At 65.2% G+C, this 26997-nt stretch carries 19 protein-coding genes, 4 tRNA genes and 1 pseudogene; 6 read left to right on the top strand and 18 right to left on the bottom strand.

All coding sequences use genetic code 11. The annotated features are described in order from the left end of the window. Positions 1–211 precede the first annotated feature (211 nt). Positions 212–2029, top strand: a complete 1818-nt coding sequence (locus FLG15_RS10665) for a DUF3300 domain-containing protein (protein ID WP_150146080.1) — start codon at positions 212–214, stop codon at positions 2027–2029. A 32-nt stretch (positions 2030–2061) separates the two neighbouring features. Here FLG15_RS10665 and FLG15_RS10670 read toward each other — a convergent pair whose 3' ends face one another. Continuing rightward, on the bottom strand, positions 2062–3048 hold the full coding sequence (locus FLG15_RS10670; protein ID WP_057679747.1) for an RluA family pseudouridine synthase: 987 nt from the start codon (positions 3046–3048) through the stop codon (positions 2062–2064). A gap of 410 nt (positions 3049–3458) precedes the next feature. On the opposite strand from FLG15_RS10670, the gene FLG15_RS10675 reads away from it, so the two are divergent. Beyond that, positions 3459–7121, top strand: coding sequence for a ribonuclease E/G (locus FLG15_RS10675; RefSeq protein WP_150147634.1), 3663 nt, complete (start codon positions 3459–3461; stop codon positions 7119–7121). Between the two features lie 521 nt (positions 7122–7642). Here the strand turns inward: FLG15_RS10675 and FLG15_RS10680 are convergent. From FLG15_RS10680 to FLG15_RS10690, 3 genes are all read right to left on the bottom strand, one after another. After that, positions 7643–8290 (bottom strand): response regulator, encoded by a 648-nt coding sequence (locus FLG15_RS10680; RefSeq protein WP_003489223.1) that lies wholly within the window; start codon positions 8288–8290, stop codon positions 7643–7645. A 224-nt stretch (positions 8291–8514) separates the two neighbouring features. Then, positions 8515–9276, bottom strand: a complete 762-nt coding sequence (locus tag FLG15_RS10685; protein ID WP_057679749.1) for a sulfurtransferase — start codon at positions 9274–9276, stop codon at positions 8515–8517. 99 nt (positions 9277–9375) lie between these two features. Then, positions 9376–9741 (bottom strand): DUF6164 family protein, encoded by a 366-nt coding sequence (locus FLG15_RS10690; protein ID WP_017156626.1) that lies wholly within the window; start codon positions 9739–9741, stop codon positions 9376–9378. Positions 9742–9800: 59 nt separating this feature from the next. On the opposite strand from FLG15_RS10690, the gene FLG15_RS10695 reads away from it, so the two are divergent. Both FLG15_RS10695 and FLG15_RS10700 read left to right on the top strand, forming a co-directional pair. Continuing rightward, a complete protein-coding gene (locus tag FLG15_RS10695) occupies positions 9801–10232 on the top strand; it encodes an FKBP-type peptidyl-prolyl cis-trans isomerase (RefSeq protein WP_061112154.1) in 432 nt (143 codons plus the stop codon). Between the two features lie 10 nt (positions 10233–10242). Beyond that, complete coding sequence (locus FLG15_RS10700) at positions 10243–11505, top strand: TIGR03862 family flavoprotein (protein ID WP_057679750.1); 1263 nt, start codon at positions 10243–10245, stop codon at positions 11503–11505. On the opposite strand, the gene FLG15_RS10705 is transcribed toward FLG15_RS10700, so the two are convergent. Further along, a complete protein-coding gene (locus tag FLG15_RS10705) occupies positions 11489–12781 on the bottom strand; it encodes a nucleotide sugar dehydrogenase (RefSeq protein ID WP_057679751.1) in 1293 nt (430 codons plus the stop codon). The genes FLG15_RS10700 and FLG15_RS10705 overlap by 17 nt on opposite strands. A gap of 138 nt (positions 12782–12919) precedes the next feature. Here FLG15_RS10705 and FLG15_RS10710 point away from each other — a divergent pair. Next, positions 12920–13003: transfer RNA gene (locus FLG15_RS10710), tRNA-Leu, on the top strand. A gap of 372 nt (positions 13004–13375) precedes the next feature. On the opposite strand, the gene FLG15_RS10715 is transcribed toward FLG15_RS10710, so the two are convergent. The 13 genes and pseudogenes from FLG15_RS10715 to FLG15_RS10775 form a co-directional block, all read right to left on the bottom strand. Further along, a tRNA-Gly gene (locus tag FLG15_RS10715) sits at positions 13376–13451 on the bottom strand. 78 nt (positions 13452–13529) lie between these two features. Next, a tRNA-Cys gene (locus FLG15_RS10720) sits at positions 13530–13603 on the bottom strand. 68 nt (positions 13604–13671) lie between these two features. Further along, positions 13672–13747: transfer RNA gene (locus FLG15_RS10725), tRNA-Gly, on the bottom strand. A 36-nt stretch (positions 13748–13783) separates the two neighbouring features. Further along, positions 13784–14416, bottom strand: a complete 633-nt coding sequence (pgsA, locus tag FLG15_RS10730; protein WP_005916703.1) for a CDP-diacylglycerol--glycerol-3-phosphate 3-phosphatidyltransferase — start codon at positions 14414–14416, stop codon at positions 13784–13786. Further along, complete coding sequence (gene uvrC, locus FLG15_RS10735; RefSeq protein WP_150146083.1) at positions 14413–16272, bottom strand: excinuclease ABC subunit UvrC; 1860 nt, start codon at positions 16270–16272, stop codon at positions 14413–14415. Before uvrC ends, pgsA begins: the two co-directional genes overlap by 4 nt. After that, the gene (locus FLG15_RS10740; RefSeq protein WP_057677645.1) at positions 16269–17687 is read right to left on the bottom strand and encodes an NHL repeat-containing thioredoxin family protein; all 1419 of its coding nucleotides are present in this window, start codon (positions 17685–17687) and stop codon (positions 16269–16271) included. The genes uvrC and FLG15_RS10740 overlap by 4 nt, the downstream gene beginning before the upstream one ends. Positions 17688–17710: 23 nt before the next feature. After that, on the bottom strand, positions 17711–18175 hold the full coding sequence (locus FLG15_RS10745; protein ID WP_057677646.1) for a low molecular weight protein-tyrosine-phosphatase: 465 nt from the start codon (positions 18173–18175) through the stop codon (positions 17711–17713). Beyond that, positions 18172–18951 (bottom strand): 3-deoxy-manno-octulosonate cytidylyltransferase, encoded by a 780-nt coding sequence (gene kdsB / locus FLG15_RS10750; protein WP_017156619.1) that lies wholly within the window; start codon positions 18949–18951, stop codon positions 18172–18174. The genes FLG15_RS10745 and kdsB overlap by 4 nt, the downstream gene beginning before the upstream one ends. A gap of 318 nt (positions 18952–19269) precedes the next feature. Then, positions 19270–20298 (bottom strand): tetraacyldisaccharide 4'-kinase, encoded by a 1029-nt coding sequence (lpxK, locus tag FLG15_RS10755; protein ID WP_150146086.1) that lies wholly within the window; start codon positions 20296–20298, stop codon positions 19270–19272. Then, entirely contained in the window at positions 20295–22064 is a 1770-nt protein-coding gene (gene msbA, locus FLG15_RS10760; protein WP_057678647.1) for a lipid A export permease/ATP-binding protein MsbA, read from the bottom strand. Before msbA ends, lpxK begins: the two co-directional genes overlap by 4 nt. Next, a complete protein-coding gene (locus FLG15_RS10765; protein ID WP_017156616.1) occupies positions 22061–22525 on the bottom strand; it encodes an ExbD/TolR family protein in 465 nt (154 codons plus the stop codon). Before FLG15_RS10765 ends, msbA begins: the two co-directional genes overlap by 4 nt. 3 nt (positions 22526–22528) lie before the next feature. After that, positions 22529–23191 (bottom strand): MotA/TolQ/ExbB proton channel family protein, encoded by a 663-nt coding sequence (locus FLG15_RS10770; protein ID WP_039574250.1) that lies wholly within the window; start codon positions 23189–23191, stop codon positions 22529–22531. After that, positions 23082–25630 (bottom strand): annotated as a pseudogene (locus FLG15_RS10775) (DNA internalization-related competence protein ComEC/Rec2). The gene FLG15_RS10770 and the pseudogene FLG15_RS10775 overlap by 110 nt, the downstream one beginning before the upstream one ends. Positions 25631–25925: 295 nt before the next feature. Between FLG15_RS10775 and FLG15_RS10780 the strand changes: the two are divergent. Next, a complete protein-coding gene (locus FLG15_RS10780) occupies positions 25926–26990 on the top strand; it encodes an SDR family oxidoreductase (protein WP_150146089.1) in 1065 nt (354 codons plus the stop codon). The last annotated feature ends 7 nt before the right edge of the window (positions 26991–26997 follow it).

Consider the following 26997-nt stretch of genomic DNA (forward strand, 5'->3'; position numbering starts at 1 on the left):
CCATCGCTGGCTTTTGAATGACAAACCGATGCGCGCCGCCTGCCTGAACTCAAGCGCGCGTCGCAGTGCCCCTTCGTTGGCAAGCGGTTTCCCGCACGTCTGCTGAACACCGTCGCGCCTGGTTGACTGAAGCCAAGTTTTAGAAAGGTTCCAGACACTCAAGCCGGCGCATGGTACGCGCGTCATCAACGCACGCACAGCGAGGTGCCGTATGCAACGCACATGGTCACAAGGGCGCCTTGCCTTGGCGCTGTCGATCGCATCCACCGCTACGATTGCACTCGGCGGGTGTCAACGCACGGACGCACCCGCGCCGGCTGCAGCCGAGCCTCCGCCGCCTCCCAGCGCGATCGCAGCGCCGGCTTACACGCCGCCCACGGCAGACCAGCTCTATCAACTGGTTGCGCCGATTGCCCTGTTCCCAGATAAGTTGCTGGCGCAAACGCTGGCGGCATCGGTCTATCCCGATCAGGTGGTCACCGCACAGGAATGGCTACGCAGCAATAGCGGCTTGAGCGCTGCCGATCGCGCCCAGGCCACGGTGTCGCAATCGTGGGATCCGAGCATCAAGGCACTGACCGCCTTTCCCGATGTGGTGGCCCAACTGGCCGGCAATCTGGATTGGACGCGTGCGCTCGGCGATGCCTATGCCCACGACCCCAACGATGTGCTCAACGCGGTGCAGATCATGCGCCAACGCGCCCAGGCCAGCGGCCATCTGCGCAGTACGCCGCAACAGCAAGTGCAGGTGGCGCGCCATGTGGTGGTGACGCCCATTTTAGATGAGGGCCGCATCCCGCCGCCCTCGCAGGTGATCACCATCGAACCGGCGCAACCGGACGTGGTGTACGTCCCGCGCTACGACCCCGGCGTGGTCTACGGCACGCCGGTCGATGTCTATCGGGAGTATCGCTACCGCCCGGTCCGCTGGTACGACGAAGGCGACGTCGTCACCACCGGCCTGGTGTCGTTCGGCGTCGGCGTATTGGTGGGCGGCGCGCTCGAGCACCACCACGGCTGGTTCGGCTGGGCCGAGCCGGCGCCTGCCTGGCACCGCTGGGGCTGGAACAGCTGGGGCGTGGACTGGAACGCGCCGCCGGCCGCACCGCATTACGTGGTCTACCAGAACCATGTCTATGCCCCGCGCACCACCATCATCAACAACCGAAATACCTATATCGATTCGCGCGCGTATGTGAATCAGGATCAGCGCCATTGGTCCGCTTCGATCTCTGCGCCTGTGGCCGGGATCTCCCCAGCCAGCTTCCACGCAGCGCAGGCGGCCGCTCTACCTGCAGCAGTCGCCGGCGCGCGTGGGCTTGGTGCCTTTGCAGGAGCCACCACGCCAGCGCCCTCGCCTGCCCAGCCGCATCGTGCGCCCAACTATGCGCATCTGGCCACACCGCATTTCAATGCGCAGATGCTGCAGCCAGGGCGCCCGGTCGCGCTGAACGCATCGCCTTCGCCGCATGCTGCGCCCCTGACAACTGCTGCCCACCCGATGCAGCCAGTGACCTCCGCACCGCGTTCACCGCGCGTGCAAGCACCGGCATTCGCATCGGCTGCAACGCCTGCACGGGTGAATGACTTGCAGGCCGCACCGCAGCATATGGCGCAGGCACGCGCAGAGCCGCGGACAGCGCAGGAGCAGGCAGCTGCTGCTGCAGCCAGCCGCGCACATGCTGGCATGCCGCCGCGCGATGCATTCGCCAGCCGCGACGCCCGCGACAGCCAGTTCCGAGCGCAATCCCAATCTGCGCAATGGAAGCCGCCCGTGCAAGCGCAACGACAGCTGCCGCCCCATCAGCAGTTTGCGTCCGCAGCATTGCCGCGGGCCGAACATGCGCAGCAGTCGCGCCCGCGTGACGAACCGCGCCCGGTCATGAAGGCAGAGCCGCAGCAGCACATGCAGCGGATGGCGTCCTTCGCCCCACCGCGTGCCGCTCCGACACACCAGGCCGATATGCACCAGCAGCGCCCGCATCCGTCGGCGCAGCCGCAGCATCACGACCACCGCCACGAGGGCTGAGCCAGCGCGCTGGCGCAGCCGCCATGGCTGCGTCAGCGACCGAGCTGGTCCAGCGCCTCGGCCAGCTCTGGCGCCAGCGGCGCGCTCAACACGTACGGTGTCTTGCCTGCATCCAGTGCGAATTCCAGCGATGCGGCATGCAGGAACAGCCGCTTCAAACCAAGCTGGTCGCGTAGACGCTTGTTGACGTCCGCCTCACCGTATTTATCGTCGCCGGCCACCGGGTGCCCCAGGTGCTGGGCATGTACGCGAATCTGATGGGTGCGACCGGTCTCGATGCGCACTTCGCAATAGGAATGCCCGCCGCGCCGTTCCAGCAATTTGAAATGGCTCAGCGACGGCTTGCCGATCGCATTCACCTGCACATGCCGCTCGCCTCCCTGGCGCAGTCCGATGTGCAGCGGCGCGTCCACGCTCATCACGCCGTCGGGCATGCGGCCCACCAGCAGGGTCAGGTAGCGCTTGGTGATGCCGCGCCCGTCGACGCGGTCGTCTTCACGCATCAAGGCCTGCAGCTCGGTCAGCGCCGAGCGTTTCTTGGCCACGATCAAGAGGCCGGACGTATCGCGATCGAGCCGGTGCACCAGTTCCAGGCTCTGGTTCGGCCGCAGCGCCCGCAGGGTTTCGATGGCGCCGAAGCTGATCCCGCTACCGCCGTGGCTGGCAACCCCGGATGGCTTGTTCAGGGCGAGCAGGCGCGCGTCCTCGAAGACGATCGCCGCCTCCAGCCGGGCCATGAACGACGACGGTGGCGCCGCCTTGTCGCCCTCTTCATTGATGCGCACCGGCGGAATCCGCACTTCTTCGCCGCCCTCCAGCTTGCGCTCGGCCTTGGCCCGCCCGCCGTTGACCCGCACCTGGCCGCTGCGGACCAGCTTGTAGATCAGGCTGCGTGGAGCCCCCTTGAGCTGGCCAAGCAGGAAATTATCCAGCCGCTGCCCAGCACGGTCTTCCGGAACTTTGAGAATGCGCACGCCGACGCGGTCGGCCGGTGGCTTGGGGGGCTGGGGGTCGGTCATCCGGCTCTTTAATTCTGTTACACTCGGCGAGCGAGATAAGGGTTTGATTTTGTTGGAAGTTGATTGGCCAGAAGCCTGACTTCCGATGATTCCGGCACAGTGCGCGACCACCGCCCCCGGGGCGGCCATGTTAGCGGCTCACCGGCCTACCCGGCCATCGCCGGCGGTTTTTGACCGCTGCGCTGAACATGTCCCGTGCGCTGCCCCGGTGTTTCCGGACGCGGCTGCCGGCCCTGAAACACCTATAAAACTTAAACAAGCGCTCCCGCGGCCTGCCGTGGTGTTGCAGCGCTGGAAACTCTGGTCAGGCCTGTCCGCGCGTTGCGCGAAGGGCCGACAAGCTGTTCCAGAGGCGAAACGTCACGGCGTTCCGCGCGGTAGAGCGCGTGAGGAACGCAACAATGAAGCGAATGCTGATCAACGCAACGCAGGCCGAAGAGCTGCGCGTGGCGATTGTGGACGGCCAGACCCTGTACGACATCGACATCGAACAGCCGTCCAAGGAACAAAAGAAGTCCAACATCTATAAGGGCCGCATCACCCGGCTCGAGCCTTCCCTGGAAGCGGCGTTCGTGGACTATGGCGCCGAGCGTCATGGCTTCCTGCCGCTGAAGGAAATTTCCCGCGACTATTTCCAGGCCGGCGTCGACCATAACAAGGCGACCATTCGCGAATTGCTGCGCGAAGGCCAGGAAATCGTGGTGCAGGTCGACAAGGAAGAGCGTGGCAACAAGGGCGCTGCCCTGACCACGTTCATCTCGCTGGCCGGCCGTTACATGGTGCTGATGCCCAATTCGCCGAGCGCCGGTGGCGTTTCGCGCCGCATCGAGGGCGAAGACCGCGCCGCGCTGAAGGAAGCGCTGGACAAGCTCGATATCCCCGACGACATGGGCGTGATCATCCGCACCGCCGGTGTCGGCCGTGATGCCGAAGAACTGCAGTGGGATCTGGATTACCTGCTGCAGACCTGGAAGGCGATCGCCGAAGCTGCGCTGAGCAAGCCGGCGGCGTTCCTGATCTACCAGGAATCGCGCCTGATCATCCGCGCCCTGCGCGACTACCTGCGCGCCGACGTCGGCGAAATCCTGGTCGATACGCCGGAGCTGTACGCCGACGCCCAGGAGTTCATGAAGCAGGTGATGCCGCAGAGCCTGCGCAAGCTCAAGCACTACACCGACGATATCCCGCTGTTCAATCGCTTCCAGATCGAATCGCAGATCGAAGGCGCCTATGAGCGCAACGTGCGCCTGCCCTCGGGCGGCTCGATCGTGGTGGACCAGACCGAAGCGCTGACGGCCGTCGACGTGAACTCCTCGCGCGCCACCAAGGGCAGCGATATCGAAGAAACCGCGTTCCAGACCAATCTGGAAGCGGCCGAAGAAGTTGCACGCCAGTTGCGCTTGCGTGACCTGGGTGGCCTGGTGGTCATCGACTTTATCGACATGGCCTCGTCCAAACACCAGCGCGAAGTCGAAAACAGGCTGCAGAACGCGCTCAAGTACGACCGCGCACGCGTGCAGCTTGGCCGTATCTCGCGCTTCGGCCTGATGGAAATGAGCCGCCAGCGCCTGCGTCCGAGCCTGGGCGAATCCAGCCAGATCGTGTGCCCGCGTTGCGACGGCCATGGCCGCATGCGCAGTGTCGAGTCGCTGTCGCTGTCGATCATCCGCGTGGCCGAAGAGCACGCCATGAAGGAAAACACCGGGCAGGTGCTGGTCCAGGCCCCGGTGGAAATCGCCAACTACCTGCTCAACGAAAAGCGCAGCGCGCTGCGTGAAATCGAGCAGCGCCATGAGTCGCCGATCATCATCGTCGCCGACGAGCAACTGCATACCCCGCACTACGAAGTCACGCGCCTGCGCGAGAACGAACTGGGCGAAGAAAGTGGCAAGCCGAGCTACCAGCGCGGCACCCCGCGCAAGCTGCCGGTGCATGCGCTGACCAAGGCGCAGTTGAATATTCCCGCAGCGCCGGCGGTCACGTCGATCAAGCCGAGCCAACCGGCACCGGTGCGCGAAGAGGCCCCTGCCCCGGTCGCGCCTGTCGCGGCGCCGGCGCCGGTGGTGACCGTGCCCATTCCGGCACCGGTCACCACCGGCGTGGTGGGCTGGCTGAAGCGGATCTTCGGCGGCGTCGAGCCCGTTGCCCCGGCCCCGGAGTCGGCCCCCCGTCCGCGCCAGAACGATGCCGGCCGCAACACCCGCAGCGAACGCGGCGAGCGTGGCGGTCAGCGCCGCGATGGTCGCGATGCCCGCAGCGGTGGTAACGGTGGCAACCAGCAACGCGGCAATGGTGGCAACGGCAACGGCGCCAACAAGGAACGCCGCGATGAACGCCGTCAGCCTGCCAACGGCCAGGGCGCGCAGAACGGCGCACAGGCACCGCAGCACGTGCAGGCGCCAAAGCCGCCGCGCAATGAAACGCAGGCGCCAAAGCAGCAGCCGCAGCAGCAGAAGTCCAAGCCGCAGAACCAGAGCCCACGTCCGCCACGTGCGCCTGCACAGCAGGACGGCGCCCCAGCCGAGCGGCAGCCGCGTCCGGCCCGCCAGGATGAGGGCACGGCAGCGGCGCAGACCCTGACCTCCACTGCCGCAACGGCAACCACGTCGAGCGTGGTGTCCGCCATTGCCGATACCGCTGCACCCACCAACGCGCAGACCAACGCGAATGAAGCGGTCCAGGCGCATCCGGTCGATGTCACCGTGACCGAATCCACCGCTGATCGCGGTGCCGACGCGAATGCGACTGTACCGGCCCAGGATGCCGCAGGCGACGATGCTGCCAATGGCGAAGGCGGAAGCCGTCGCCGCCGCGGTCGTCGTGGTGGCCGTCGTCGTCGTCGTGGCGCCGGTGCCAACGGAGAAGGCGGTGCCAGCGTCGATGGCCTGGAAGGCGACGATCTGGACAGCGATGCCGACAGCGATCTCGATGGCGACAGCGAAGGCGACGACGCCGGTGCTCATGCGCATGTTTCGAGTGCACCGCGCGCCGGCCAGCCGGAGTTCGATTTCGACGATGACGCACCGGCACCGGCCGTGCGCGCCAAGCCGGAACCCGCAGCCCAGGCAACCGCCAAGCCGCGTCCGGTTCCCAAGGAGCGTGCAGAGCCACAGCTCGGCAGTGATACAGCCTCGACCACCGCGCCGGTTTCCAATGCCGTGCCGGCATCGCAATCGCCAGCAGCAAAACCTGTTGCCAAGGCTGACACCGCTCAGGATCGCCCTGCTGCGCCCGCCGTTGCGACGGACACACCTGCCAAGCCTGCGCTTGCTGCGACAGCGTCGACTGCCGTCAGCACCGATAGCGCGACATCGCAGGCTGCAGACCAGCGCCCCGCGCCGGTCGGTCAGCAGGCATCCGCTGCCCCGGCCCCGGTTGCAGCCTCCGCACCTGTAGCCTCCACGTCGGCACCTGCGGTGACTCCCGCCGCCGGGACGGCACCGATGTCTGCTGCCACGGCTTCGGCACTGGCTGTTGCATCGCCTGTGACCAACGATGCGGCGACAGGCGGCCAGCACCAGCCTGCGCCGGCAGATGCGCCTGCACCTGCCGCCGAGGCCGAGGCCGAGGCCGCGAAGGCCGACCAGCAGCGGCGCGATGCGTCGGCGGACGTGGCAACGCCGTCGGTGCAAGCAGCGCCGGTGCAGACGGCGCCTGCAACGCCTGCTGACGACTTACCGGCACCTGCGGCAGGTGCGCCCGCGTCGCAGGTCGCAGTAGTCACGGTCACGTCGCCGCACGCCGAGCAATCTGCTTCGCAGGCGCCATCGGCCGAGGTGGCAACGACCTCGACGCTTGTGCAGGCAAGCCCAGGGGCAGAGACCACGCCCGTGCGAAAGCCGTATGCTCCGGTACAGACCACCATGCTTGATGCGTTGGGCCCGAACGATGCTGCGCCAGCAGTCTCCTCGGCCAGCGAGGCTCCGGCAGCCCGTGCAGTAGCGCAGCCCTCGCAGGCAGACAAGCCGAAGCCGACGGTAGTTGTGTCCGAAGCAGTCAAGCCGGTTGCGCCATCGGACCAAGCCGAGCAGGCGCAGGATGACGACAGCAACAAGCCGCGTGGCGATCACTGATCGCCAGGTGACTGGATCGAGTGGCCTGGTCGGGTAACAGGTCACGTCAACATCAAAAACAGCGGCCTTCGGGCCGCTGTTTTTTTTGGCCCGCCTGCACTAACGCCAAGCCGCATCCGCCGGTCATGATCCCGGCGAGGCATCGACGCACCTCGTTCTTCCACATGAGCGGCGAGGTTTATCGCCACTGGTGGTGAGTGGTTGCAAAAAACCTTCGATCAGGGAGTTCGGCGACGCCAGATTTACTGGCACATGACGACAATCAGCGCGGAAAGCTTCCTGTGCGGACGTGTATTCATGCGCATTGCAGGGACGTCAGGAAACACAATGCCTGTTTCGACGCCTGGCGCGCCTCCAGCAGGCCAGGCTAATTCGCGTACCCGTGCGTTGACGCAATCCAGCAACCGCTGCTGAGTGAGAGGCGCGTCATTTCTCAGCACGCAATGAGCCTCTCTGCACGATGTGGTTCGCTCTGACCTTGCGATGCAGCGCAACCACTGCGCCGCACTCAAGGCAACGGTTCACAGCACCCTGGAGGGATCGGTCAGACCGTATTGATTGGCTAGCCGCGCCAGCGCAATGTTGTCCTGGATGCCGACCTTCTCAAACAGGCGTGCCTTGTGCGTGTTGATGGTCTTGGCGCTGAGGTTCAGGCGCTTGGCGATGTCTTCCTGGCGCAGGCCCTGGGTCAGCAGCAAGGCCACTTCCAGTTCGCGGGGCGACAACGCATCGAACGGTGAACCGCCACCTTCCAGATTGGAAAGGGCCAGATTCTGCGCGATCGTGTTGCCGAGATAACGCCGCCCTAATGCGACTTCACGCACCGCGCGCAGCAACTCGTGCGCGTCACCGCCCTTGCCCACATAGCCGGAGGCGCCTGCCTCAAGCAAACGCTTGGGCAATGGCCCGTCTTCGAGTACGGAAACAATGATGACCCGCGTGCCGTAGTCGCCCTTGACGATGCGCTCGGTAATTTCCAGGCCGCTGACGCCGGGCAAATGCAGGTCGCATAGCACGATGTCCGGCTTGAGTTGACGAATCTGCGGCAATGCGGCTTCGCCGCTCTCTGCTTCACCCACTACATCGACGTCCACTTCCTTGGACAAAATCATCTTCATGCCTGTACGCACGAGTGCATGATCGTCGATCAGAAAAACTCTGATGGTCATCCTTGTTGTCCTCGCTAGCGGCTGGCTGATGCAGCCTATCTCCGTGAATAATTCAGGGCAAGCTCGATGCGACGTATTACGCCCAAGTTATAGCGTTATGACGCCTCACTAGAGCATGCATGACGTGCGCGTGGCGCGATGTCTCAAGGCAAGATGTTGCAACGTGTGCCGATGATGCGGCCGCCTGAGCCACCGGTGACATCGGGCAATGCAGTCGCGCTCGGTCAGATTTTCACTGGCGAGGCGGTACGGTCGGCGTCCACCAGGGGTTTTAATTCGGGATCCAGTGCAACGCGTTCGTCGAAGACGAAGCAGCGGCCGTCGTAGCCTTCGCCACCGACCTCTTCGAAGTAGCCGAGGATGCCGCCCTCCAGTTGCAGCACGTTGTCCATGCCATCGGCCTGCATCCACAGTGCGGCCTTTTCGCAACGGATGCCACCGGTGCAGAAGCTGACCACCGTGGCATCGGCCAACGCGCCACGATGCGTTTCCAGCGCGCCAGGCAAGTCGGTGAACTTGTCGATCGGCAATGTCAGCGCACCCTGGAAGGTGCCGTATGCCACTTCCTGCGCATTGCGCGTGTCCAGCATCACCAACGGGCGACCACGATCGTCATGCCCGTTGCGCAGCCACTCGCGCAGCACGGCAGGCGTCACCGACGGCGCACGACCTTGCAGCGGCGATGCATCGTCGCGACGAAAACTGATGATCTCCGGCTTGATCTTGACCTTGAGCCGCGCGAACGGCTGATGCGCGCTTTCGCTGTACTTGATACGCATCTGCGCAAACCGCGGATCGGCCTGTAGCCAGGTATAGAACGCGCCGATCTGCTCGGCAGCGCCTGCCAGGAACAGGTTTATGCCCTCTTCGGCCACCAGCACCGATCCTTTCAGCGCATGCTGCTCGGCCTGCGCGAGCAGGCCGGCGGCAAGTGTCTGCGGACCCTGGATGGTGACGAACTGGTAGGCGGCAGTATTGGTAATCATGCGGCTATTTTAGGGCCGCGGGCAGCCCCTAGCGAGCGCTGTGAACGGGATACCCAGCACGTTGCAGCAACGTACCTGCACCCGCGTCATGCCGCGACCTCAGCCGCGCAACAGCACAAACGGCAGCAACACCAGCGAGGCGACGATCAGCATGCCGATCAGCGTGACCAGCACGAAGACCGGTCGCCTGCGCAGCAACGCGCCAAAGGTCTCCGCTGTGCCGGCCGCAAGTTCCTCCTGGCGCTGGGCGCGCGCAATCGCGCCGCGCTGCGCCTGGTAGGCATCCATCGCCGCCTTGGCGCGCGGATAGTCGGCATCGTCGCTGAGCCAGATACCGCCAGCGGAAATCCCCCAGTTGCTCGGGCGCGTTTCATAGATCTGCACGCGCTGCTCGCGCATCAGCGCCCGCACCTCGTCGGCTTCGTCGTCGGGGACATTGCGCAGATTGAGCAGTAGCTTGGCCATGCCGCGATGATACCGGGAGCCAGGTGCGATAATGGCCGCCTTTCTCCGTGGACCCTGCCATGCGCTTTCTGTTGACGCTCATTGCCGCCCTGTTGCTCGCAAGCTGCGCACCTGCCCTGCCGCCCTCCGGCGGCACCATCGCCAGTTTCGAGCGGATCGACCGCACCGTTGGGACCGGTGCAGAGGCCACACCAGGCGCAATGGTCACCGTGCACTACACCGGCTGGCTCTACGACGAAAAAGCCGCCGACAAACATGGCAAGAAGTTCGATAGTTCGCTGGATCGCGCCGAGCCGTTCCAGTTCGTACTCGGCGGCCACCAGGTCATCCGCGGCTGGGACGATGGCGTGGCCGGCATGCGTGTCGGCGGCAAGCGCACCTTGATGATCCCGCCCGATTACGGCTACGGCGACAACGGCGCAGGTGGCGTGATACCGCCCGGTGCATCGCTGGTGTTCGATGTCGAATTGCTGGGCGTGCAGCCGCGTTGAGTACCTGACGATGACTGATCTGAGCAGGCGGCGGCTGGCCGTGATCGGCGGTGGGCCGGCCGGTTTGATGGCGGCGGAAGTGGCTTGCGCGGCAGGCTTGGCGGTGGATCTGTACGAGGCCAAGGGCTCGGTGGGCCGCAAGTTCCTGATCGCTGGCAAAGGCGGCTTGAACCTCACGCATTCCGATTCGATGCCGCTGTTTGCGCAACGCTATCGCGAACGTGAGCAACCGGTTTCCGCGTGGTTGCAGGACTTCGATGCTGACGCGCTGCGCGACTGGGCGCGAGAGCTCGGTGTGGAGACCTACGTCGGTACTTCCGGCCGTGTCTTTCCAATGGACCGCAAGGCCGCCCCCCTGCTACGTGGCTGGGTGCGCCGGCTCAAGGAACAAGGCGTCGTGTTTCATGTGCAGCACCGCTGGCAGGGCTGGACTGAAAACGGCGCACTCCGTTTCGACTCGCCGACCGGCACGGTGGAGTGCAGTGCAGAGGCAGTGGTGCTGGCGCTTGGTGGTGGCAGCTGGCCGCAGCTGGGCTCCGACGGCCAGTGGCAAGCAACATTGCAGCAACGCGATATCGCGGTCGCGCCCCTGGTGCCGGCCAACTGTGGTTTCGATATCGATTGGAGTGCGCACTTCGTGCAGCGTCATGCAGGTGCACCGCTGAAACCGGTCGTTGCGCACTGGCAGGATGGCAACGGCATGCAGCACGCATTGCAGGGCGAATGCGTGGCCACTGCGAACGGCATCGAGGGCAGCTTGATCTACGCCTTGGCTGCGGACCTGCGCGAGCAGATCGACGCCCACGGCGTCGCCGAACTCGTGCTGGATCTGATTCCGGGCCGCTCGCTCGAACGCGTGCATGCTGAACTGGCCCAGCCGCGCAAGGGACGCAGTTTCAGCGAGCATCTGCGCCGCCAGGTCGGCATCGATGGCGTCAAAGCGGCGCTCCTCTACGAAGCACTCGGCAAGCAGGCGGGCGACGATGTGGCATTGGTCGCACGCACGCTCAAGCAGTTGCCGTTGCGCCTGTTGCGGCCACGTCCGCTTGCCGAAGCAATCAGTTCTGCAGGCGGCGTGCGGTTGGAGGCGCTGGACGATCAGCTGATGGCGCTCGCACAACCAGGGGTATTTTGCGCTGGCGAAATGCTCGATTGGGAAGCGCCAACCGGCGGCTATCTGCTCACCGCCTGTTTCGCCAGCGGCCGACGCGCCGCACGCGGTGCGGTAAGGTGGCTAGCGAAGCGCCACCCAAGCGCTACAGGCGATCGCTGACTGCCGCACGCGGCCATACCGATTTGACGTCGTATACCACCGCGCCCGGTTTGCCGAGCGCAGCGATCCGCGCGACGTCGTAGTCGCGATACTGCGCATGCGCCACCGCCAGCACCACGGCATCGTAGCTGCCCTCTTCCGGCGTCTCGCTTAAGTGCACACCGCCGTGCTGCAGCGCTTCAGCCGGGTCTGCCCACGGGTCGCAGGTATCCACCTGCACACCCGCGGCCTGCAGCAGCTGCACCAATTCCAGGGCGCGGCTGTTGCGCAGATCCGGGCAGTTTTCCTTGAAGGTGGCGCCCAGCACCAGCACCCTCGCCTGCGCAAGCGCGACGCCACGCATGGCCAGCATGCCGCACACGCGTTCGGCCACATGTCGGCCGACACGATTGTTGACCTGCCGCGCGGTGTGGATCAGGTCCGGGTGATAGCCCACGCTTTCGGATTTGTGCATCAGGTAGTACGGATCCACACCGATGCAATGCCCGCCGACCAGGCCAGGACGAAACGGCAGGAAATTCCACTTGGTTCCTGCGGCTTCGAGCACATCGAGCGTGTCGATTCCCAACTTGTCGAAAATCAACGCCAACTCGTTGACTAGCGCGATATTGACGTCGCGCTGGATGTTTTCGACCACCTTTGCCGCTTCTGCCACGCGCATCGACGGAGCGCGCCAGGTGCCTGCAGCGATGATGCTGGTGTATAGCGCATCGACGGCATCGGCAGCGTCCGCTGTCGAGCCCGAGGTGATCTTGCGGATGTCGCGCAGACGCCGCTGGCGATCGCCGGGATTGACGCGTTCGGGGCTGTAACCGCAAAAGAAGTCGTGGTTGAAGCGCAGCCCAGAGCCTGCTTCGAGCAAGGGCACGCAAACTTCCTCGGTGGTTCCTGGATAAACCGTGGATTCGTAGATCACCAAGTCGCCGGGCTTGAGTGCGGCGGCGATCAAGGCCGTGGCGCTACGCAACGGCTCCAGATCCGGTTGCTCGAAGCTGTCGATCGGCGTCGGCACGGTCACGATGAAAATGCGGCACGCGGCCAGATCCGCAGCGTTTGCGCTATAGCGCAACTGCGTTGCGGCAGCCAATTCGGCATCGTCCAGCTCCAGCGTGGCATCGTGGCCATCGCGCAATTGCGCAACACGCTGCGCATCGATGTCGAAGCCCAGGGTGTCACGTTGCTCCCCGAACGCAACCGCCAACGGCAGGCCGACATAACCTAAGCCGATGACGGCGATGCGCCGCTGTGCGGGGGCGAGAAGCGTAGTGCCAGACATGCGGTTCCTTGAATGGTGCGCAGCCGGTGGCGGCGCGCTATGCGGCGGCAGCATAGCGCAGGCCGCAGACGCCAGGCAGTGCAGGAAGTACGCTGCAAAGATTCACAATCGCCGCGCAATCAGGCACGCTATCGCAATGCCCGGGTGGCGAAATTGGTAGACGCAAGGGACTTAAAATCCCTCAGCCGCAAGGCTATGCGGGTTCGACCCCCGCCCCGGGCACGTATTTATGAGGTAATCGAGTCGGCGCATGCGCACTCGTCTTCGCGCCGCGCGACGCTTGCCCGCATGATGTCCATGCCCAGTCATTCGCATCGTGCAGCCAACGTGGTGGTCACCTGGCCCAGGATTGCATTCTCGATCTCGGCGTACACGCGACATCGCGTTGCGCCACGCTTCCCGACGCGATCAGTCACACGCATGTGTCCAAAGCACCCAAGCACGTGTGCGTGCACTGGAACAGGCATTCGTTATCGGACACCCCAGCGCCACTGCTCTTAGTTCACGGCAGCCGCCTAGTGAACGAACGTCCCCGGCCAATAAAAAACGGCCGATAAGAACCCCGGATATCGAGCGATATCCGGGGTTCGAATTTGGAGCGGGAAACGAGACTCGAACTCGCGACCTCAACCTTGGCAAGGTTGCGCTCTACCAACTGAGCTATTCCCGCGTGGAGCGAAATTGTACAGCGTGTTACTTCGTTGCGCTAGCCCTGTCGTCGTCGATGGCAGGAATACCGCATGCGATGTGGAGGCCTGGGCCGGAATTGAACCGGCGTACGCGGATTTGCAGTCCGCTGCATAACCACTCTACCACCAGGCCGAAACATCAAACCCAAGGCATCCTGCCTTGAAACAACGAGACCCCTGACGCGGGGTCTTGTCTACATCTGGAGCGGGAAACGAGACTCGAACTCGCGACCTCAACCTTGGCAAGGTTGCGCTCTACCAACTGAGCTATTCCCGCTTGGGAGGCGAAATTCTACAGCGAACAGGATAGCTGTCAACTGTTGCTTTCGATTTTTTTCGGCTTGTTGCTGATCGCTGCTTTTTCGTCGGCGCGCAGACTTGGCCAAGCAGCCTGCAGATACTGAAACCCCGACCACAGCGTCAGCAAGGCGGCAATGGCCAATGTCCAGTAGCCCGCACGAAATATCAGATTGCCCAGCCAGATCTCATGCGTGGGCATCTGCCCGGGCGTGACCGAATACAACAGGCACAGCAAGGCCACCATTTGTGCGGTGGTCTTGATCTTGCCGATTGCCGCCACGCGTACCTTGGCGCGCTGGCCGATTTCGGCCATCCACTCGCGCAGTGCAGAGACGGCAATCTCGCGTCCGACGATGACTGCTGCCCAGAACGCCATCCACGGCGTGGGATGGCCCTGCACAATCAGGAACAGCGCCACGGCGACCATCAGCTTGTCGGCGACCGGGTCCAGAAATGCGCCGAATGCGGAATATTGGTGATAACGCCGCGCGACCCAGCCATCCAGCCAGTCGGTGATGGCGGCCAGCGCGAACACGCCGGCGGACGCGAAATTCGTCCACGTGTACGGCAGGTAGAACACCACGACCAACACCGGGATCATCACGATCCTCAGCAGTGTCAGCCACGTGGGGATGGTCAACTTCATTGCGGACTTGCCTCGCCTGCCGCATCGGGAAGCGCCAGCCCGTGCAGGTTAGCGTAGATTCGCGCGGCAAGTGCGGCATTGACCCCTTCCACCCGCGCAATCTCGGCCTCGCCAGCGGCCTTGAGCCCGACCAGGCCGCCGAAGTGCTTGAGCAGACTCGCGCGGCGCCGGGGGCCGATGCCGGGGATATCCTCGAGCTTGCTGGTCATGCGCGCCTTCTGGCGGCGACCGCGGTGGCCGGTGATTGCAAAGCGGTGCGCTTCGTCACGCACTTGCTGGATGAATTGCAGCGCAGGCGACGCGGCGCCCGGCCGCAGCTCGCGGCCGTCGGCCATGATCAAGGCTTCGTGCCCTGCCCGGCGCTCTTCGCCCTTGGCCACGCCGACCAGCAAGACGTTTTCGACCCCAAGATCGGCCAGCGCGGCCTGCGCCTGCGCCAGCTGGCCCGCGCCACCGTCGATCAGCAGCACATCGGGCAGCACGCCATTCTCTTCCACGGCGCGCCGGAAGCGGCGCTCGATCGCCTGCCGCATGGCTGCGTAGTCGTCGCCCGGCGTGATGCCGGAAATATTGAAGCGCCGGTACTGGCCACGCACCGGGCCACTGGCGTCGAATACCACGCACGAGGCAACGGTCGCCTCGCCCATGGTGTGACTGATGTCGAAACACTCCACGCGCTTGACCGGCTCGGCAAGTCCAAGCATCTCGCGCAAGGCTTCGCTGCGTGCATGCTGCGCGCTCTGGCTGGTGAGCTCGGTGACCAGGGTCAGCTGCGCATTGCGCGTGGCCTGCAGCAGATAGCCGGCACGCTCGCCGCGCACGTTCCACTTCAGCGCCACCTTGTGCTCGGCGGCCGTACTGAGCGCGGCTTCGATCAGCTCGGCTTCCGGGATCTCGCGGTCGAGCAGGATTTCGCGCGGGGGAGAGTGCTCGGCGTAGTACTGCGATACGAACGCGCCAAGAATTTCGTCGGCGCTGTCCTCCCCATTGGTCTTGGGAAAGAACGAGCGCGTGCCGAGATTGCGGCCGTCGCGAAAACTCAGCAACAAGACGCAGGCCTGGCTGGATTGCGTGGCGCAGGCCAGCACGTCCAGATCAGCTGCACGCCCGTCGACGTACTGACGGTTCTGCATGCTGCGCAGCGAGGAGAGCAAATCGCGCAAACGCGCGGCGCGCTCGAATTCCAGTGCCTCGCTGGCCTGCTGCATCGAGTGCATGATCTCTTCGCCGAGCTGATCGCTCTTGCCTTCGAGAAACATGGTGGCGCGGCGTACCGATTCGGCGTAATCCGGAGCGGCCACCAAATCCACGCATGGGCCGCTGCAACGCCCGATCTGGTATTGCAGGCAAGGCCGCGAACGGTTGCGGAACACGCTGTCCTCGCAACTGCGCAGCTTGAACAGCTTGTGCATCAGGCTCAGCGTTTCGCGTACACCGGTGACGCCGGTGTAAGGGCCGAAATAACGCCCTTGTACCGCGCGTGGACCGCGGTGCAAGGCAATACGGGGCCATTGTTCGCGGGTCAGCAGCACGTATGGGTAGCTCTTGTCGTCGCGCAACGAAACGTTGTAGCGCGGCGACAACGATTTGATCAGCTGATTTTCCAGCAGTAGCGCTTCGGCTTCGCTGCGGGTGACGGTGACGTCCATGCGCGCGACCTGCGACAGCATCGAAGTCAACCGGGCGTTCTTCGGCGTCCCATTGAAATAGCTGCCCACACGTTTGCGCAACGCGCCCGCCTTGCCGACATACAGCAAGGTGTCGTCGCCCGCATACATGCGATAGACGCCAGGCGCGGTGCTCAGTTGCGCAGCGAACGCTTTTCCATCGAAATCGTTTTGGGGCCTAACGCTCATTCGTCTATCGAAACATCACTCAGTGCGCCGCTGGCAAGGTCGTATCGCAAGATGGCGTGCGCATCGGTTTCTGCAATCCAGACCGCATCTGCGGTGACCGCCAGCCCGGCCGGGCCATGCAGACGACGCGGCAGCGCGACCGTTGTCAATTCACCGCCGCCCAGGCGCAGGCAGCGCAGGCGGCCATTGCCGGTGTCGGCGATCCATAGCAGCGGCGAATCGGCCGCCAGTGCGATGGCCTGTGGGAACTGCAGGCGCGCCGTGCTGCGTGGACCGTCCTGATCCCCGAACTGCCAGGTACCCTGCCCACCAACCAAGGTCTGTACCAGATCGCCCCGCAACTGCATGGTGCGGATCGACGAGCCCAGCCCGTCGCAGACATAGGCCACCTGCTGCACCGACGCCAAACCGGCCGGCTGTGCGAAAGCAGCCAGATGGCCGCTGCCGTCGCGGGTTTCAAGGGCACCGGTGCCTGCGCGCGCGGTCAGTGCGGCGCGGCCCAGGTGATAACTCCAGATCCGGTTATCGCCGGCCATGGCGATCAATACCTGGTTGTCGGCGATCGCCAGACCTTGCGGGTAGTTCAGCGCAGAGGCACCGGGCGACGCCAGGGGGCCTTCGACCGGCTCGCCGGAGCGACCGGTGCCGCACAAGGTGTCCACCTGTCCGCTGCGCAGATTGATACGACGCAGCGCATGGTTGCCGGTATCGGCGACATACAACTGATCGCGTTCCAACGCCAACCCTTGCGGACGCCGGAATGCCGCCTCGCCGACGCCGCCGTCGATGAGATCGGCATTGCCATGCCCGAACTGGCGCAGTACGCGTCCGCTGTGCGTGCACTCCAGCACGCGGTGGTGGCCGGTATCGGCGACATACAACCGGTCCTCGGTCGCGGCCAAGCCGGTGGGAAAACGCAACGCCAGATGCGGCTCGGGCTCGCGCTCGGCCACACCGTGGAGGTCGGCGTCCGACGGCGGCTGCTGGCCCTCGCACAGGGCAGTCAGCGCCTTGTCCAGATCGCCGGTGACGCCCACCAGGCGCTGCCGCTCGCGGCCGTAGGCATCCAGCAGCACCAGCGTGGGCCAGGATTCGATACCGAAGCGACGCCAGGTTTCCCAATCCTTGTCGAGCAGGATCGGCGCACTCACGCCGTGTCCGCGCAGTTGTTTAAGCGAACGTTGCGGCAGGCGCTCGCTGTCGAAACGCGGCACCTGCACCACGATCACCTGGAGCCGGCCAGGGCTGCGCGCCTGCCAGTGGGCAAGCTCGGCCAGGCGTTCGGCGCACCACACCGAGCTGGCGTTGACGAACGCCAGCACCAGCGCACGGCCGCGATGCTCCTGCAAGGTGGAGGGCCTGGCATTGAGCCAGGTAGGAAATTCCGGCAGTTCCTGGGTGAGCTGGGCGTTCATGTGGTGATTATGCCCAAGCGCGATTAGCCGCGGGTGAGTCTGGCCACGGTCAGGCGCGCGGCAGCGTCGACCAGCTGCCATACCTGCTCGAAGTCATCCATGCCGCCGGTATACGGGTCGGGGATGTCATCGCGCGCGTCGATGCCGGCCCAGGGCAGCCACAAGGCGAGCTTGTCGCGCTGCGCCGCCGGGGCGAGCCGCTGCAGATCGCGCAGATTGCTGCCGTCTGCGCACAACAGCCAATCGAAATGCTCGAAATCCGAGTGCTTGACCTGGCGCGCACGAAGACCGGAGATATCCACGCCATGGCCGCGCGCGCAGCGGATCGCGCGCGGGTCCGGCGGATCGCCGGCATGCCAGTCGCCGGTCCCGGCCGAATCGACCTCGATGCGCCGCGACAGCCGCGCCTTGTCCAGTTGCGCGCGCAAGGTGCCCTCGCCCATCGGCGACCGGCAGATATTGCCCAGGCAGACGATCAGCACCTTCATGCCGAAGCTACACGCATCTGTGCGCGGACCAGATCGTCGGGGGTATCGATGCCTGGCGGAAACGGCTCGGGCGTCACCGCCACGGCGATGCGATAACCGGCTTCCATCGCGCGCAGCTGTTCCAGCGATTCGATGCGCTCCAGCATGCCGGGCGGCATGGCCGCGAAGCGTTGCAGGAAGCCTGCGCGATAGGCGTAGATGCCGATGTGGCGCAGCCAATGACCTTCTGCAGGCACGCTATCGCGCTGGCTGGCGAAGCTGTCGCGGTGCCAGGGAATCGGCGCACGGCTGAAATACAGCGCGTCGCCGCCGGCCGTGCGCACCAGCTTCACCACGTTGGGATCGAACAGGTCGTGCGCGTTGTCCACCGGTGCGGCCAGCGTGGCCATCTGGGCACCGGAATGCTGCAGCAGATCTGCAACGGCGCGGATACCTGCAGCCGGCGCAAACGGTTCGTCGCCTTGCAGATTGACCACGCAGGTCTGCTCGTCCCAGCCGGCAATGCGTGCGCATTCGGCCAGGCGGTCGGTGCCGGAAAGATGCGCGGCGCCGGTCATCGCCACATGCACGCCGGGAAGATGCTCGATCGCCGCGGCGATACGCGTGTCGTCGGTGGCCACCCACACCTCGCGCGCACCCGCCAGCAACGCACGCTCGGCCACATGCTGGATCATCGGGCGATCGCCGATTCGTTGTAGCGGTTTACCCGGCAGCCGCGTGGAGGCGTAACGGGCGGGAATGGCGACGACGAAATCGGCAGGCGTGGTGGGTGTCATACGTGCGCGCTCTGGAGACAATGAGAAGTGGAGAAACGAGAGAACCGAATCGTTTGATGCCGATGTGTGATTGAACGGGGGTCGCGGTAGTCGTCGGCGCTGCGCTGCACGAGACCAGCACTCAGAACGCCTTTGCATGCGCGGCTTGCAGCCATGCGCACCGCTCTTAGGGTAGACCGTTGCCCAAGCACTGCGAGACTTCATGCAGCATGGATGCCCCATCACAAACGCAAGAGCGTACTCAACGCGTGGCGCACGATGGTTGGCCAGCGACGTCCAGCTGCAAGCTCACAACGGCCGGCGACGCACTCACACGCCCTACCGGCTCGCCAATTTGTTCAAGCGATCCAGCAGACTCACCCAGAACGCAGCCGGCAGCTCCGCCTTCAGTGGCACGCTGTACAGCCACTCGTCGGCGAACGGACGGCATTTCACCGCGTCCTTCTCGGTCATCAGCACCGGCAGGCGGCTTCCGAAGCTGAAATCCGCGGCGCGATAGACGTGATGATCCGGAAACGCGTGCGGCACCACGCCAATGCCGCGCGCGCGCAGCATGGCGAAGAAACGTTCCGGATGCGCGATGCCCGCCACCGCATGCACGCGCTGCCCGGCAAGCATGCTCAAGGGCTGCGCACGCTTGCCATCCATCGGCTGCACGCTGTCGATGCTCAAACGCATCTGCCACTCGCCGAAACCGGCATCATCGGGCACCTGCGGTGCGGCAGTTGCACTGGCCTGGCCAAGATTGACCACGCGGAAATCGCAATCGCGTGCCCGCGTCGCCGGTTCGCGCAACGGCCCAGCAGGCAGCAGGCGTCCGTTGCCGTAGCGCCGCTGGCCATCGACCACTTCGATTTCGACATCGCGCGCCAGACGGTAATGCTGCAGCCCGTCGTCGCAGATCACGATGTCGCAGCCCGCCTCGACCAGCGCCCGTGCAGCAGCGAGCCGGTCGCTGTCGACACGCACGCGCGCACCGGTCTTCCAGGCGATCAACACCGGCTCATCGCCGCCGAGCGCCACCGGGGTATCCGCTTCGACCCAGCGTGCGGTACCGGCGTCATCGCGGCCGTAGCCGCGGCTGGCAACGCCAGGCGTCCAGCCGGCTTCCTGCAGCTTTGCGACCAGGGCAATCGTCAGCGGCGTCTTGCCGGTGCCGCCAGCGGTGACATTGCCGACCACGATCACCGGCACCGGCACGCCATGGCGCCTACGCCAACCGCGGCGATACAGCGCCCGCCGCAATGCGATCGCAGCGCCGTAGACCGGCGCCAGCATGCGCGCCGGCAAGGGGATCGGCGTGTTGTCGTACCAATAGCCCGGCGTGCGGGTGCCGCGCTTGCTCATGCCTGGCGTTCGCGGAATTGCATGCCGTGCAAGTGCGAATACAAGCCGCCCTGCGCCAGCAATTGGTGGTGCGTACCGCGCTCGACGATCCGGCCCTGGTCCATCACCAGCACCTGATCGGCATGCTCGATGGTGGAAAGGCGATGGGCGATGACCAGCGTGGTGCGGTCCGGCATTAGCTTGTGCAGGGCGTCCTGCACCAAGCGCTCGGATTCGTTGTCCAGCGCTGCGGTGGCCTCGTCCAGAATCAGGACCGGCGCATCCTTGAGCATGGCGCGTGCGATCGCCAGGCGCTGGCGCTGGCCGCCGGACAGGCGCCCCCCCTTGGTGCCGACATGCGACTGCAGACCTTCGGGCAGTTGCGCAACAAATTCCATTGCATTGGCGCCCATGATCGCGCGCTCCAGCTGGCCGGCATCGGCGTTGCGCATTTCGCCGAACGCCACGTTGTCGGCAATGCTGCCGTCGAACAACATCACCTGCTGGCCCACCAGCGCAATCTGCCTGCGCAGATCCGCCAGGGCATACGCCTGCACCGGATGACCGTCGAGCAGGATCTGGCCTGCCTCGGCTTCGTAAAAACGCGGAATCAGCTTGATCAGACTGGATTTGCCGCTCCCGGAACGCCCGACGATGGCAGTGACAGTGCCCGGTTGCGCGACGAAGCTGACATCGGCCAGCGCCGGATTGACCTGGCCCGGGTAGCGCGCCGTGACATCGCGAAATTCGATCAAGCCCTTGGCACGCGTCAGCGGCACGGTTCCTTGATCCGGCTCGTCCGGGCTGTCGAGCACCGAAAACAGGCGCTCGGCCGATGCCAGGCCGCGTTGCACCATGTTCTGCACATTGGTGAGCTGCTTGAGGCCCGGAATGATGGTCAGCATCGACGTCATCAGCACCACGAAATCGCCGGCCGTCAGGCGCCCGGCCAATGCCTGCGCACCGGCCACGAACAGCAATGCCGACAGGCCGATCGCACCGATCATCTGCACCGTCGCGGTGGAAATGCCGCGGGTGGATTCGACCTTCATTGCCAGCCGCAGGTTGCGATTGGCCAGCGCGCCATAGCGCTCCATTTCGGTCTGCTGGGCCCCGTAGATCTTGACCTCCTGATGGCTGGACAAGGTCTGGTCGGCAGCCTGCAGCAGCTGGGCCCCGCTTTCCTGGATGCTGTGGCTGATACGGCGGTAGCGCCGCGCCACCTTGTCCATCACCCAGGCCAGCACCGGGGCGAGCACCAGGATGGTCAATGTCACCTGCCAGCTATGCCACAGCATCAGTGCCAGCGCACCGATCACCTGCAGCGATTGCTGGATCATGACCTTGACCGCATCCACTGCGGCCTGCGCGACCTGGTCCGAGTCCGAGCCCAGGCGTATCAGCATCGACGGCACCGGCTCCGAATCGAAGCGTGACCCCGGCAATCGCAGATACTTGGCCATCACCTTGATACGCAGATCGCGCGCGATGCTGCGTGCGGATTTGCCCATCGCCATGTCGGTGATGTAGCCGGCGACGCCGCGCACCACGAACAGCAGGATGATCTGCACCGGCAGCCAGCGGCTGACCTCGGCGTTCTTGTAGATGAAGGTCTCGTCGGTGATCGGCTTCATCAACGCCAGAAAACCGGTGGTGCCGGCCGCTTCGATCAACGCGGCGATCAGTGCGGCCACCAGCAACAAGCGATACGGCTTGGCGAATGCCAGCAGGCGACGGTACGTGCGCCAGGAAGACACTGGCGCCGGGCGGTCGGTGGAGAGGGTCACTGGCGGGTTCCGTTGGTGCTTGTCTTGCCGGTCGTACTGGTGGCGCTGGCCGGCGGCGCGGTGGCAATGGCAATGCGCCGGAAGCCGAGCTGGCCCAGCGCATCCTGCGCGGTCACCACGGCCTGGTACGGGGTCCGCGCATCGGCGCGCATCAGCACGGTCTGTTCGCGGTCATCGCCGGCGATCTGGGCAATGGTCTGCTTGAGCGAATCCACATCCGAGCGCAGCACTTCCTGATCGTTGATGAAATAACGCCCATCGGCATTGACCAGCACGCTCAAGGAACGCGGCGGCGCACTGGTGTGCTGGTCGCTGGCGGTCGGCAACTGCAATTGCAGCGTGGAGCGTGCGTCGAAGGTCGTGGTCACCACGAAAAAGATGATGAGGACGAGGATGACGTCAATCAATGGCACCAAGTCGATATGCGGCTCGTCCTGGCTTCGGTCGCTGCCGATGCGCATCCGTCAACCCTTCGCCGTGACGGGCTTGGCGCCCGCTGCGGCCGGCGCGACGGCTGCAGGCACGACTCGGCCATCGATGGTGTCCAGCAACAAGGTGGCTTCCTGCTCCATTTCGATGATGTAACCGGCGATGCGCCCCTTGAAGAAGCGATGTGCCATCAATGCCGGCACAGCGATGATCATGCCGGTGGCAGTGCATACCAGCGCCTTGCCGATGCCGCCGGCGAGCTGATTCACATCGCCTACGCCGTGATCGAGGATGCCCAAGAACATCTGGATCATGCCGACCACGGTACCAAGCAGACCCAACAACGGCCCGGCCGATGCAATCGTGCCCAACGCGTTCAGATAGCGCTCCATGCGATGCACCACATGCCGGCCGGTGTCTTCGATACGTTCGCGAATCACATCGCGCGGGCGGCCGCGCACGTCCAGCGCGGCGGCCAGCAAGGCGCCCAGCGGCGAATTGCGGCGCAGCGACTCGATGTGGGTGGGATCCAGATTGCCGCGCGCGGCCCAATTGCGCACCTCTTCCCCCAGGCCCGGCGGCGTCACCTCATTGCGGCGCAAGCTCCACAGACGCTCCAGCACGATCGCCAGGGCGATTACGCCCAGCAACAGCAACGGCACCATCGGCCAACCGCCTGCCTTGACCAGCTCCAACACGATTTGATTCCTCCGGCAACGCGGCCGCCTGTTCGCTGACCGATAGGATAGCAGCCGACCGCCGCCGTTCCGCAGCATCCCATAGCCGCGGCTGCCAGCGCCGTCGCTCGCGCAGTTGCAGGCCTCCGGCACCGAGCCAAACCCGGATCGCTCCCGCCTGGGCGCGGTGTCCAGCACCTCTGCCCCGCCCGACTTCCAGCGTTGCACGACCTCGGCGCGCGGATGGCCGAATCTGTTGCCATGACCGGACGCGACCAGCGCCAGGCGTGCACCGGTCGCGGCGATGAAGGCGGCTTGCGAGCCGTCGGCGCTGCCGTGGTGCGGGACGATCACCAGGTCGGCGCGCAGGTCCGCGGCGTGCCCGCGCAGCAGTCGGCGCTCGACGACTTCGCCGATATCGCCCGGCAACAGTGCGCTCGCAGACGCGGTCTCGACCCGCAGCACGCAGCTGGATTGATTGCGCAGGTAAGGAAAGCCCACGTCGGGATGCAGGAAGCGGAAGCGCACCCCGTCCCACTCCCACTGCTGCCCGGCGCGACAACGCGCGGTGACGTCCAGCGGCGCACCCGGTGGCGCAGCCGTGCGTGCCACTGGAAGTCCCGTGCGCACCGCGGCATAGCCACCGGCATGATCGGCGTCGGCATGGCTGAGCACGATGGCGTCCAGCCGGCGCACGCCAAGCGCGCGCAACGCCGGCAGCACCACGCGCTCGCCAGCATCGAACCCGTCGCGTACCGCCGGACCGGTATCGAACAACAGCGCATGGCGTTGCGTGCGCACCAGCACCGCCAAGCCCTGGCCCACATCCAGCACCTGCACATCCGCCTCGCCTGCGGCGGGCAGTTCACGATCCGGCCAGAGCAGCGGCAACCACAGCAGCGCCGCCAACGATTTACCCGGCGTCGCGCGCGGCAGCAACAGCCAGAACGCACCGAGCAAGGCGGCGATCAGGGCAACCCCGTCGGACTCGGGCACCCACCACAACGCGACCCCGGTCTGCCCGAGCCAGACGAACCCCGGCCAGGTCAGCTCAAAGCACCAGCCGGCAAGCTGCCATGCCCACACGCCGCTACCTGGGCAGATCGCTTCGAGGGCAGTCCCCAACAGGCACAGCGGCACCACCACGAAGGTCCACCACGGAATGGCGACCAAATTGGCGAATGGCCCGACCAGCGACGCCTGCCCGAACAGGCTGACCGTCAACGGCAGCAGGCCAACGGTGGCCACGGTCTGCGCAGACAGGAAGCCGCGCATGATGGCGCGATTGTCGGACGGCAGGCACCAGACCAGCCATGCCACGCCGGCGAAGCTGAGCCAGAAGCCAGCCACCAGCACGCTGAGCGGGTCCCACAGCAACACCGCCAACAAGGCGAGCGAGAGGACATGCGCGGTCGAGGCGCGTCGCCGCAGCACCCTGGCGAGGGCCACCACCCCAATCATCAACACGGTGCGTACCGTGGGCAGCGCCAGGCCAGCCAACAGCGCGTAGGCCGCAGCGCCGAGCAGCGCGGCAATCGATGCCGCATGCAGACGCGGCATGAATGTGCCCAGTCGCGGCTGCCAGCGCCAGATGCCAGCGACCAGCAGCGCGAAGAATGCCCCGACCAGCCCGACATGAAATCCAGAGATGGCGATCAGATGACTGAGCCCGGTCGCGCGCAACGTTGCCCACGCCGTATCGTCCAGCCCGCGGGTATCTCCAAGCGCGAGCGCCCGCAGGTACGGCGCAGAAGGGCCGCCGACACGCCCGGCGATGCGTTGCGACATCCGTTCGCGCCACGCATCCACGCCTTGCGGCGGCGCGATCTGGCGTGCGGTTGCAGGCATGCGCACATAGCCCGTCGCAGCGATGCGCTGCGCCAGTGCCTGGCGCTCGGCATCGAAGCCTCCGGGATTGCGCAAGCCGCGTGGCGCACGCAGCTTGAGCCGAAGCTGCCAACGCGCACCTGCATGTAGCGCCGCGCGCGGGCCGATGCGCTCGGCGCCAAAGTCGTCGTACCAGGCCAGCTGCAGGAGCTTGCCGCGCAGTGCCGCCGGCTGCGCCGGCGCCTGGTCCACGCGCAGCTGAAAACGGGTACGGCGTTGCTCGGCGGTCGGTAGCCCGACAATCTGTCCGCGCACGGTGATATCGCGCGTTTCATCCTGCGGGGGCAGTTGCGACTGCAGGGCATCGGTTACCTGCCACCCCATCGTTCCGAATCCGAAGAGTGTCGCTGCCCCGGCCAGCAATAGCGCACTCCGGCGCGGGCGCAGCCACACCGTCACGCCGCTGCCCAGCAACGCGACACACACGCAGACGACGTAAACCATGCGCGGAAGCAGTATGGGCGACCAGGCGCACGCCGCCACGCCCAGCAATAACGTGGCCGCACTGGCCACCGCCGATCCCATCTGCCGCGGCGCTGCGTGCGCTGACACCTCCATGCTGTCGGTCGCCATCCCTGACCCTATCGATCAACGTCTCCACCTTAGATCGCGACACCTTCCGCGCACAGCGGAGATCTGCCCAAGCCTGGGTAGGAAGAACACGGCCGCGGCGGTCGCTGATTGCAAATACGAAAGAAGGACTGCGACACGCAACCACTTGATGCAGTGCGTGGAACCGTGCACGCGTGACGATGCATGCCGCGCCAGCTCGAGGGATCAACGGCCCAGCACGCCCTGTGGCACAGCGTTCGCCCCGATTTCATGGTGTCGCCGCTAAGGTGAAATACGTTTCTCAGGAGCCTCCCCCATGCGTAAAGGCATTGCATTGATCGTCGGTGTGACCGGCATCTCCGGTTACAACCTTGCCAACGTGCTGCTCGCCGACGGCTGGACCGTGTACGGCCTCGCACGCCGACCACTGCCCCACGACGGTGTCATTCCGGTCGCAGCGGATTTGCTGGACGCCGACAGCACCAACAGCGCGTTACGTGGTCTACCGATTACCCACGTGTTCTTCTGCACCTGGACCCGTCGCGATACCGAGCGCGAGAACGTCCAGGCCAATGGCGCGATGATGCGGCACCTGTGCGATGCGCTCAGCGATGCGCCGTTGCAGCACATGGCGCTGGTCACCGGCACCAAGCACTACCTGGGCGCGTTCGAAAATTACGGAAGCGGCAAGGCCGAAACGCCGTTTCGCGAAAGCGAGCCGCGCCAGCCGGGCGAAAACTTCTACTACACGCTGGAAGACCTGCTGTTTGCGCATGCGCAGCAGCATGGCTTCGGCTGGAGCGTACATCGCTCGCACACCATGATCGGCATGGCCAACGGCAGCAACGCCATGAACATGGGCGTGACGCTGGCGGTGTATGCATCGCTGTGCAAGCACACCGGGCAGCCGTTCGTGTTCCCCGGCTCGCAAGCGCAGTGGAACAGCCTCACCGACCTCACCGATGCCGGGCTGCTGGGCCGCCAACTGGCCTGGGCCGGGCTTAGCCCCGCGGCGCGCAATCAGGCCTTCAACACCGTCAATGGCGATGTGTTCCGCTGGCGCTGGATGTGGGGCGAGATTGCGAAGTTCTTCGAACTCGACGCTGCGCCCTGCCCCGCTGTGCCGGAACCGATGGAGCCACGCATGAGTCAAACCGCACCTGCCCTGTGGGCTGAGGTGGCCGCGCAACACGCGTTGGTAGAGTCCGACGTCAATCGGCTTGCATCGTGGTGGCATACCGATGCCGACCTGGGCCGCGAGATCGAGTGCGTCAACGACATGACCAAGAGCCGCGAACTGGGCTTCCTCGACTTCTACGACAGCCGCGCCTCGTTCTTTGAACTGTTTACCCGCCTGCGGGCGCTGCGCATCATTCCTTGACCGATGC

Source organism: Xanthomonas phaseoli pv. dieffenbachiae, assembly GCF_008639345.1.
In the GTDB taxonomy this organism is placed as follows: domain Bacteria; phylum Pseudomonadota; class Gammaproteobacteria; order Xanthomonadales; family Xanthomonadaceae; genus Xanthomonas; species Xanthomonas phaseoli.